The organism is Pseudorhizobium xiangyangii (genome assembly GCF_020531965.1).
GTDB lineage: Bacteria > Pseudomonadota > Alphaproteobacteria > Rhizobiales > Rhizobiaceae > Neorhizobium > Neorhizobium xiangyangii.
In genome coordinates this window covers 23,663-32,141 of the sequence record NZ_JAJAWH010000035.1, presented here as the reverse complement: position 1 = coordinate 32,141, position 8,479 = coordinate 23,663, and the positions used below count along the sequence as shown (strand labels likewise).

General features: G+C 61.9%; 6 protein-coding genes. All 6 read right to left on the bottom strand.

Annotated elements, in window-relative coordinates; genetic code table 11:
* Positions 1-108 precede the first annotated feature (108 nt).
* Positions 109-1,263: an amidohydrolase gene (locus LH464_RS21995; protein WP_226788559.1), complete on the bottom strand. Its 1,155-nt coding sequence runs from the start codon at positions 1,261-1,263 to the stop codon at positions 109-111.
* Between the two features lie 84 nt (positions 1,264-1,347).
* Positions 1,348-2,781 carry an aldehyde dehydrogenase gene (locus LH464_RS21990; RefSeq protein ID WP_226788558.1) on the bottom strand — a complete coding sequence of 478 codons (1,434 nt, stop codon included), beginning with the start codon at positions 2,779-2,781 and terminating at the stop codon, positions 1,348-1,350.
* A gap of 151 nt (positions 2,782-2,932) precedes the next feature.
* Positions 2,933-4,516: a GMC family oxidoreductase gene (locus LH464_RS21985; protein ID WP_226788557.1), complete on the bottom strand. Its 1,584-nt coding sequence runs from the start codon at positions 4,514-4,516 to the stop codon at positions 2,933-2,935.
* 39 nt (positions 4,517-4,555) lie between these two features.
* The gene (locus tag LH464_RS21980) at positions 4,556-6,418 is read right to left on the bottom strand and encodes a dipeptide ABC transporter ATP-binding protein (RefSeq protein ID WP_226788556.1); all 1,863 of its coding nucleotides are present in this window, start codon (positions 6,416-6,418) and stop codon (positions 4,556-4,558) included.
* On the bottom strand, positions 6,418-7,329 hold the full coding sequence (locus LH464_RS21975; protein ID WP_226788555.1) for an ABC transporter permease: 912 nt from the start codon (positions 7,327-7,329) through the stop codon (positions 6,418-6,420). The genes LH464_RS21980 and LH464_RS21975 overlap by 1 nt, the downstream gene beginning before the upstream one ends.
* Positions 7,329-8,315 carry an ABC transporter permease gene (locus LH464_RS21970; RefSeq protein ID WP_315859724.1) on the bottom strand — a complete coding sequence of 329 codons (987 nt, stop codon included), beginning with the start codon at positions 8,313-8,315 and terminating at the stop codon, positions 7,329-7,331. The genes LH464_RS21975 and LH464_RS21970 overlap by 1 nt, the downstream gene beginning before the upstream one ends.
* Positions 8,316-8,479 lie beyond the last annotated feature (164 nt).

Here is an 8,479-nt window from a genome sequence, read left to right as displayed (position 1 = left end):
ATGAGAGAATTTCCCCTGGGCAGTCGCCCATTCCTCGCGAGCCAAATTCTCTCCTCCCAATGCCCTCCCTGTGCGTGCCTGCAGACCGTAAGCGGTCTGCCGAGGTCATTACGCCATCAGTGTGTTGCTGATCAGATTGTTCCACAGGCGAATGCCGTCGCCCAGCACGTTATCGTTAAAGTCGAAGCGCGGCGAATGGAGTACTGGGTTCTCACCCTCGCGCGCAGAGCCCAGCCAGATGTAGGAACCATGCTTTTTCTCAAGGAAAAATGCGAAGTCCTCGGCCCCCATCGACGGCTGGGGCGAGATGACCTCAAAGCCCGCTTCGCTGGCAGAGGCGCGGACAAAGGCTGCTGCATCGGCATCATTGATGGTCGCGGGGTACCGGCGCAGGTGCTTTACCTCGGCGCGGCACTCGAAGCCTGCGGCCACGCTCTGCGCCACCTCCACCAGCCGACGCTCGATCAGATCGGCGGCTTCTGCCGAAAACCAGCGCGTCGTCCCGCCCAGGTTCACGATTTCGGGGATGACGTTGTAGGCGTCACCTCCCTGGATTCGTGTGACTGAGATCACGATGGAATCCAGCGGCGAGATATTGCGAGCTGCAATCACCTGTAGCGCAGAAACGATCTGGCCTGCCGCCAGCACGGGGTCAGCACTCTGATGTGGCATAGCTCCGTGCGCGCCTTTGCCCTCCACTTTGATGTCAAATGTGCCAAAAGCCGACATCATTGGCCCGTCAGGGGCAGCCACGGTGCCCGGGGCGCTATACGGCCAATTATGCAGGCCGAAAATCCGGTCAGGCGAGATCCTGTCGAAAAGCCCGTCCTCGATCATCCGGAGCGCGCCACCTTCAACCTCTTCCGCAGGCTGGAAGATGACGTGAAGCGTACCGTTGAGATCCTTGCGCGATGCTGCAAGGCGCGCAGCGCCTAGCAGCATCGAAGTGTGCCCGTCGTGCCCGCAGGCGTGCATGACACCCGGCACGGTGGAAGCGTGGGGAAGACCCGTCTGCTCCTGGATAGGCAGGGCATCCATGTCCGCCCGAAGCGCAATCGAATGAGACGCGGTGCCTCGCTGGAGTGTGCCTACGACACCCGTGCCGCCAAGGCCCCGCGTTACGGCATAGCCGTACTCCGCGAGCTTTTTCGCCACAAACTCCGAGGTCCGATGCTCCTGATACGCCAGTTCAGGGTGGCGGTGAAGGTCGAGTCGCCACTGTCGGGTCTCTTCGACAAGATCATGGGTCAGGTCAGCAGACATGTTGGGCCTCCAAAATAGGCGTCGTCGCGCAGGTATGTACCAGGAAAGGCGCGCGCGGGGACGGCGCGGCGTCCAACCTCATGGTCATAGCGCAATCGTCTTGTGTTCGACATAATGGTTGATGCCTTCAGAGCCGAACTCCCGGCCAATGCCACTTTGCTTGAAGCCTCCGAAGGGCGAGAGCAGGTCGACGGCCGCATTGCCGTGGGTAACTCCACCAGTGCGGATCTTGCGGGCGATGGCCTCGGCGCGCGTCGCATCACTTGTCCAGACGGAGCCCGATAGCCCGTAGTCAGAGGCATTGGCCAGAGCGATGGCCTCATCTTCGCCGTCGTAGGGGATCATGCAGACAACGGGACCGAAGATCTCTTCCTGTGCGATACGCATGTCATTGTCGACATCAATGAAGAGCGTCGGGCGGATGAAATTTCCTTGGTTGATGCCGTCGGGAGAGCCCGCGCCGCCGGTAGCAACGCGCGCTCCTTCCTGTTCACCCAGATGAATATAGTCGGTGATGCGCTGGCGCTGACGTTCCGAGACGACAGGGCCAAGGAACGTATCCTCGGCGGTGGGGTCGCCTATGGTTATTTCCTCGATCATGGCGACCATGGCATCAGCCCATTCTGCCTGACGGGCGCGCGGAACCAGAACGCGGGTTTGCGCCACGCAAACCTGGCCATTGTTCGGGAAGGAACGGAATTTGAGGGCCGCGACCGTCTCGGCCAGATCGGCGTCCTCCAGGACGATGGCAGCCGACTTGCCGCCAAGTTCAAGGCTGACGCGTTTCAGTTGTGCGCCGCCGAGGCTCGCGATACGGCGACCGACACTGCTGGATCCGGTGAAGCCGATCTTGTCCACGCCGGGGTGAATGACGAGATGCTCGCTCACCTCCTTGTCGGCAGCAAGGATGCTGATGACGCCCTCGGGCACGCCCGCCTCGGTGAACAGTTCGCCAAGGAACTGCCCGTCGACTGCGGTTTCTTCTGCCAGTTTCAGAACCACCGTGCAGCCAGCGATCAGAGCGGGGTAAAGCTTGCCGAGCGCCACCTGATGCGGTGCGTTCCAGGGGATGATTGCCGCAACCACGCCAACCGGCTCGCGCAGCCAGATCGCTCTTCCCGATGGGAAGCCGACGCGTCGATCCTCCCACGCGTAGCTGCGCGCGGCCTTGAAGAAGGCTTGGCTCTGATTGGATATCAAGCCGCGGATTGCCTGGGTGAACCAATGCGGTGCGCCCATCTCCTGCGAAGTGAAGCGGGCAAATTCGTCCGAGCGCGCCTCATAAAGCGCGTGGAAGCGTTCGATTACTTGAATTCGCTCTTCAACTGCCAGACGTGGCCATGGCCCCTGATCGAAGGCGCGGCGCGCTTCGATCACAGCGCGGTCGATGTCTTCGCGCGAGGCAAGTGGCGCGGTTCCGACGACCGAGCCATCATAGGGGGACCGCACCTCGATGATCCGGGGGGAGGAGGAGGCGACGCGGCGGCCGCCGATGAAGACTTTCGAGAAATCAGTCATGTTAGAACTGGCCTTTTCACATGAGGGTGACGATCGGCGCCCCTTGTGAGGGGAGCGCCGTCAAGGTCGCACGGAGGGCACATGCGTCGTGCCCGGGATGTCTGAACGTCCGGCGGGGGGGCGGATAAAACCTCCCCTCGTCCGGCCGGGGTTACGGGTGGACCAGATCGGAGGCCTTCTCGCCGATCATGATCGCGGTCGCGTTGGTATTGCCCGATATGTGGCGCGGCATGATCGAGGCATCGGCCACCCAGAGCCCCTCGACGCCTCGTATCTTTAGATCCGGTGTCACGACCGCGGTCGCGTCAGACCCCATTCGGCAGGTGCCGACGGGATGGTAGAAGGGCACCGTCGCGCGGCGGAGATAGGCGATCTCTTCGTCGCGTGAACTGCCTTCATCCGGCAGGTCGAGAAAGCGCAGCATGTCCTGCGAGAAGGGTGGCTGCGAGACGATCTTGCGGATCCAACCAATACCCCGGAGCAGGGTCTCCACGTCATCGGGGTGCTCGAGCATGCGCGGGTAGATCGCCACCTTGTCGCGTGGATTGCCCGAACGCAGCTCGAGATGGCCCACACTCTTCGAGTGGTTGATGTTCATCAGGATCGTGACAAGATCCTGCTTGGGCACCTCAAGCTTCGTCTTGGTCTGCGCGAGGCCGAAGGGGAAGAGGTGGAACTGCAAATCTGTGTGTTCGAGATCAGGGGTCGACTTGATGAAGGCGATGATCTGCGCGGTCGGCACGCTCATCACGCCCCTGCGGCCCAAGAGCCACTCGCCGAAGGCGAGCGCCCCGCGCAGCGGCCGTGCCATGCGGTTGGCTGTGGGCACCTTCATCTCGGCCAAGGCATAGAGGCCTGGATGCTCGAGAAGGTTCTTACCGACCTCGGGACTGCTGACGAGCGGCGTGATGCCATGACGCTTCAGCTCTTCCGGATCACCGACGCCGGACAGCATCAGCAACTGGGGAGAATTGATCGAGCCGGCCGACAGAACCACTCCGCGGCGTGCCTTGAAGGTTGCCGACTTGCCCGATTGCAGCGCCTGGATTCCAATCGCGCGCCCGTCCTGGATGATCACCTTCTCGACCAGGGTGTCATCGATGAAGCGCAGGTTCGGGTCATTCAGCTTCGGCCGCACGAAACTGTCGAAGGCCGAGGCGCGTACGCCATTCTCGGTCGAACCCTGGTTCCATGCTACGCCCTCGTGCGAGATGCCGTTCATGTCGTCGTTGAAGGTGGCGCCGGCGGCGACGAAGCTCTTCATGAAGGTCTCGGAGACCGGGTGCTTCCAGCGTAGGGCCGAGACCCGCTGCGGACCCATGCCACCACGTACGCCATTGTCCTTGTCGGCGTCGGCCGTCTCCATCCGGCGGAAATAGGGCAACACATCCTGCCAGCCCCAACCGGTGTTTCCAAGCGCTTCCCAGGCGTCATAGTCGTGCTTGGCACCGCGAATAAAGATCATGCCGTTGATGGCAGAGGATCCCCCCGGCACCTTGCCCCGCGGCCAGGCCTCGATCAAGCCGCCGCGCGTGGGATCGGGTTCGGTCTTGTAGCACCAATCGTAACGCGAATTACCCACTGTATGGATCAGCGCGGCAGGCAGGCGGGTGATCGGAAGGCGCTCTCGCTTGCCCGCCTCGACGAGCAGCACCTTCATTCCCTTCTCGAGCAGCCGGGCTGTCAGGGGACAGCCTGCACTGCCTGAGCCGATTACGATGTAGTCGAAGTCCATCTGGTGAATTCCCTCAAGAGTCTCAGCAACCCTGCCTTGTTAGGCAAAGGTGGTGCCCGCTGCGGCGACGGATGCAGGCATGCCGCCTCCCGCCAGATGACAGGCTGCGAAATCGCCCTTTCCGCGCGCCGTGAGCATCGGGTCTACGGTGGCGCAACGGTCAAAGGCAAAGGGGCAGCGCGTGCGGAAGCTGCAGCCCGGCGGAATGTTGATCGGGTTCGGCGGCTCGCCCTCAAGAAGGTAGGTGCTCGCCTCGTAGGGACGATGCTCTATCGCGGGCACGGCCGAAAGAAGTGCACGCGTATAGGGATGGCCGGAATCGAAGAACGTGGTCTCGTTCCCGGCAAGCTCGACGATGCGTCCGAGATACATCACCGCAACGCGGTTGCAGACGCGCCGCACCATGCCGAGGTCGTGCGAGATGTACAGGTAAGTGATGCCGTGGCGCATCTGCAAACGCTCGAAAAGCGTTAGCAGCTTGGCCTGCTCGACCTGGTCAAGCGCTGAGAGCGTCTCGTCCAGGATCAGCAGCTCAGGTTCGAGCACCATCGCACGCGCGATGTTTACGCGCTGGCGCTGACCGGCGCTCAATCCCACCGGCAGGCTGCCCGCCAGGTCGGACGAAAGGCCAACTTCGGACATGACCTCGGCCACCTTCCCGCGGATCTCAGCCTTGGAAAGGCCGCCATGGATAATCAGCGGCTCGGCTATGATGCGGCCGATGCTCATGTGCGAGGGAATCGAGTTGTAGGGATCCTGCAAGAGCAACTGGAAGCCCTTGCGCAGCTTGAGCATGGCGCGGCCTTTCAGCGTCGCGATGTTCTGACCCTTGAACAGGATTTCGCCGGTGTCTGGCGCCTCTAGGCGGCTCAGAAGGCGCGAGAGGCTGGACTTGCCGCAGCCGGATTCTCCCACGATACCCAGGCTGTCGCCCTTCATCACATCAAAGGAAACCCCGCGCACTGCCTGAACATGCTGCTTGCCGAACAGGCGGCTGCGGTCCTTTGTGGCATAGACGCGGCTCACGTCCCGCACCGAGAGGATCACCTCCCGGTCGTCACTCTGCGGAGCGGGGGCCGAGATCCGGCCCTCGGGTGCAGCTTCCCAGATGCGAGGCATTTCGCGCACCAGATGGCGCGTATAGGCGTGCTGGGGTGCAGTCAGGATTCCGTCCACGCTCTGCAGCTCGACCGCCTTGCCGCCTGCCAGTACCAGCACGTTGTCGGCGATACCGTGAACCATGCCCAAAAGCGACGATACGAAGAGAATCGCGGTGCGGTAGTCGGCCTGGAGTTCCTTCAGCAGCCGCAGAATCTGCGCGGCCACCGTGACATCCAGGGGCTGGGTGATGTTGTCGGCGACCAGAAGGTCGGGACTTGTCACCAGCGCGTCGACGATCATCACGCGTTGCATCATCCCGCCTGAGAACTGGAACGGAAAATCGTCAAAGCGCTTCGCGGCCATGGGCATGCGCACCGCATCCAGCGTGTGTATCACGCGTTTGCGGGCCGCTTCGTTCGAGATGCCGGGTTCGACTGATTTCAGCTTTTCCATGATCTGGTGCCCGATGGGCAAAGTGGGATCAAGCGCGGTTGTGGGGTCGGAACCGATATAGGCGATGCTGCGGCCGCGAAGGCTTTGCATCCGCTGCGCGGGCATCTTGCGCAGATCCTCGCCTCGATACAGGATCTCGCCGCTTGTCATCTCCAGCGGGCGCGCAACCCAGTTCACCAGTGCTCGCGAAAGAACTGTCTTGCCCGAGCCGCTTTCCCCGATGATGCCCAGCACCTCATTGGCATGAACATCAAGAGAGACCTGGTCGAGTACGCGGCGCGGTGCATGCGCGGTACGTAGCTCCACCGTAAGGTCGCGCACCTGAAGGATAGGCTTCGCGTCGCTCATCATGACACCCCTTGCAGCAGCTTGTTGCGGGCGCGCTCCAGGGCGCCCCCCATGAGATTGATGCCGCACAGTGAGATCGTCAGCAAAAGACCGGGGACGGTGGTGATCCACCAAGCGTTCATCAGATATTTGGTGCCATCTGCGATGATGGTGCCGAAGGTCGGCGTGGGTGGCTGGATGCCGATCCCGATGAAGCCGAGGATGGCCTCGATAATCATCATTCTTGCCACATCCAGGACGGCGACAAAGGCAATGGGCGGCAGGATGTTCGGCGCGATATGCACCAGCAGGATACGGATGTTGGAGGCGCCGAGGATCTTCGCTGCCCGCACGTATTCCTTGCGCCGCTCCGAGAGCATTACGCTACGCGCGGTGCGCGCATAGGCGGGCCAGCCCGCCAGGATCAGCACGCAGATGATGGTAACCGGGGTTGGACGTGACAAGCCAAGGATGGTGATCGCAAGAATGATGACCGGGATCGCCATCTGTGCATCAGTGATGCGCATCAACAGCAGTTCGATCCAGCCGCCGACATAGCCCGCGATCATGCCAATCGCCGAGCCGACCACGAACATACCCACGACGCTGGTCACGCCGATGATCAAGGCGTTGCGCAGGCCGATCAGCGAGCGTGCAAAGAGATCGCGCCCCATTTGGTCGGTGCCAAGAATGTGCGACCAGTCGCCCCCAAAGCCGACCGGGGGCATGAACTTCTGGGCCACACTGAACTTCGTGGGTGAGACGCCGAGCAGGGACGGCCCCGCGATCGACAGGACGATCAGCCCGAAGAAGATGAAGAAGCCGATGCGAAACTCGGTCGTCTTCCAGGCATTTGTGAACATGGTGGCCGAAAGAGAGCGCTGTGCGCGGACCTCGGCCGTCGAAGCGGTTGATGCAAGCTCGCCCGTCATCAGTACTGCAACCTTCTGTCAATATTGGTGGCGGCGAAGTCCACGAGGATATTCACCAGCACAAGCAGCGTGCAGGCGAGGATGGCAATCGCCTGGATCACGGGGAAGTCGCGCTGGAAGACGGCATTGATCATCAGAAGGCCGACACCCGGGTAGTTGAAGGCGTATTCGATGACGAAAAGACTTCCAAGCAGCAGACCGATGGCCTGGATGCCGAGGACGTTCAGGAGCGGAATCATGGCATTGCGTAATACATGGACCAAGATCATCCGCGCCCGTGAGAGACCGCGGATCTGGCCCGCGGCGACATATGGCTCGAGCATGTTGCTTGACACCGCGACCGATGCCGAACGGATGAACACAGGCGAAAGCTCGATCGCCAGCACGAAAGCGGGCAGGATCGCATAGGTCCAGTTCTGATAGCCGATGGCCGGCAGGAGCCCGCCCTTTACCGAGACGAGGAAGATCAGCACCAGGGCCAACCATATGTTTGGCAGCGACACGAAGATCGAGCTGAGATAGAGCGCCAGCCGGTCGGGCCATTTCCCCGATTTCAGTCCCGCGGCAATGCCGATCGGCAACGAGATCAAAAGGGAAATCCCCAGTGCCAGACCCGCCAGCAGCAGGCTGTAGGGCACCGCCGTCAGGATAAGCCCCATCACCGGCGCGCGATTGGAGGCGTCAAACGTCGCGCCTCCACGCGAGCCGCCGGTACTGGCTCCTTGTGCCGAGCGCACGAAGGAGCGGCCGAAGTCGCCTGTAACCACCTGCCCAACATATTTGGCAAATTGTACGGGAATCGGGTCACGCAGACCCATCTTCTGGGCGGTCTGCTCGGCTACCTCGGCGGAGGCCATGGGTCCCAGCATGGTGCGCACGGGGTCTCCCGGCACCACGCGCAGAAGTGTGAAGATCAGCATCGCGACCAGCACGATGATGACAAGACCCTGCGCCATTCTGCGCAGGAAGAAGTCGAGGGCGAAAATCATCACGAGTCCTGTTGGGAGGAACTGCCACGCGCAGCGATCGGATCTACAAGCCTGCCAGCCGCACAATGAGCGCCGTCTTGTCGATCTCATCGGGCGGCTGCCGTCGGTCATCCTCCGCGTGTGGCGAAGCGTAAGATCGGTCACGACCGCATGCGAGGAAC

Coding starts and splice junctions, on each gene's coding strand:
- LH464_RS21990 (WP_226788558.1), bottom strand. CDS start 2,781: ATGACTGATTTCTCGAAAGTCTTCATCGGCGGCCGCCGCGTCGCCTCC.
- LH464_RS21975 (WP_226788555.1), bottom strand. CDS start 7,329: ATGACGGGCGAGCTTGCATCAACCGCTTCGACGGCCGAGGTCCGCGCA.
- LH464_RS21985 (WP_226788557.1), bottom strand. CDS start 4,516: ATGGACTTCGACTACATCGTAATCGGCTCAGGCAGTGCAGGCTGTCCC.
- LH464_RS21980 (WP_226788556.1), bottom strand. CDS start 6,418: ATGAGCGACGCGAAGCCTATCCTTCAGGTGCGCGACCTTACGGTGGAG.
- LH464_RS21995 (WP_226788559.1), bottom strand. CDS start 1,263: ATGTCTGCTGACCTGACCCATGATCTTGTCGAAGAGACCCGACAGTGG.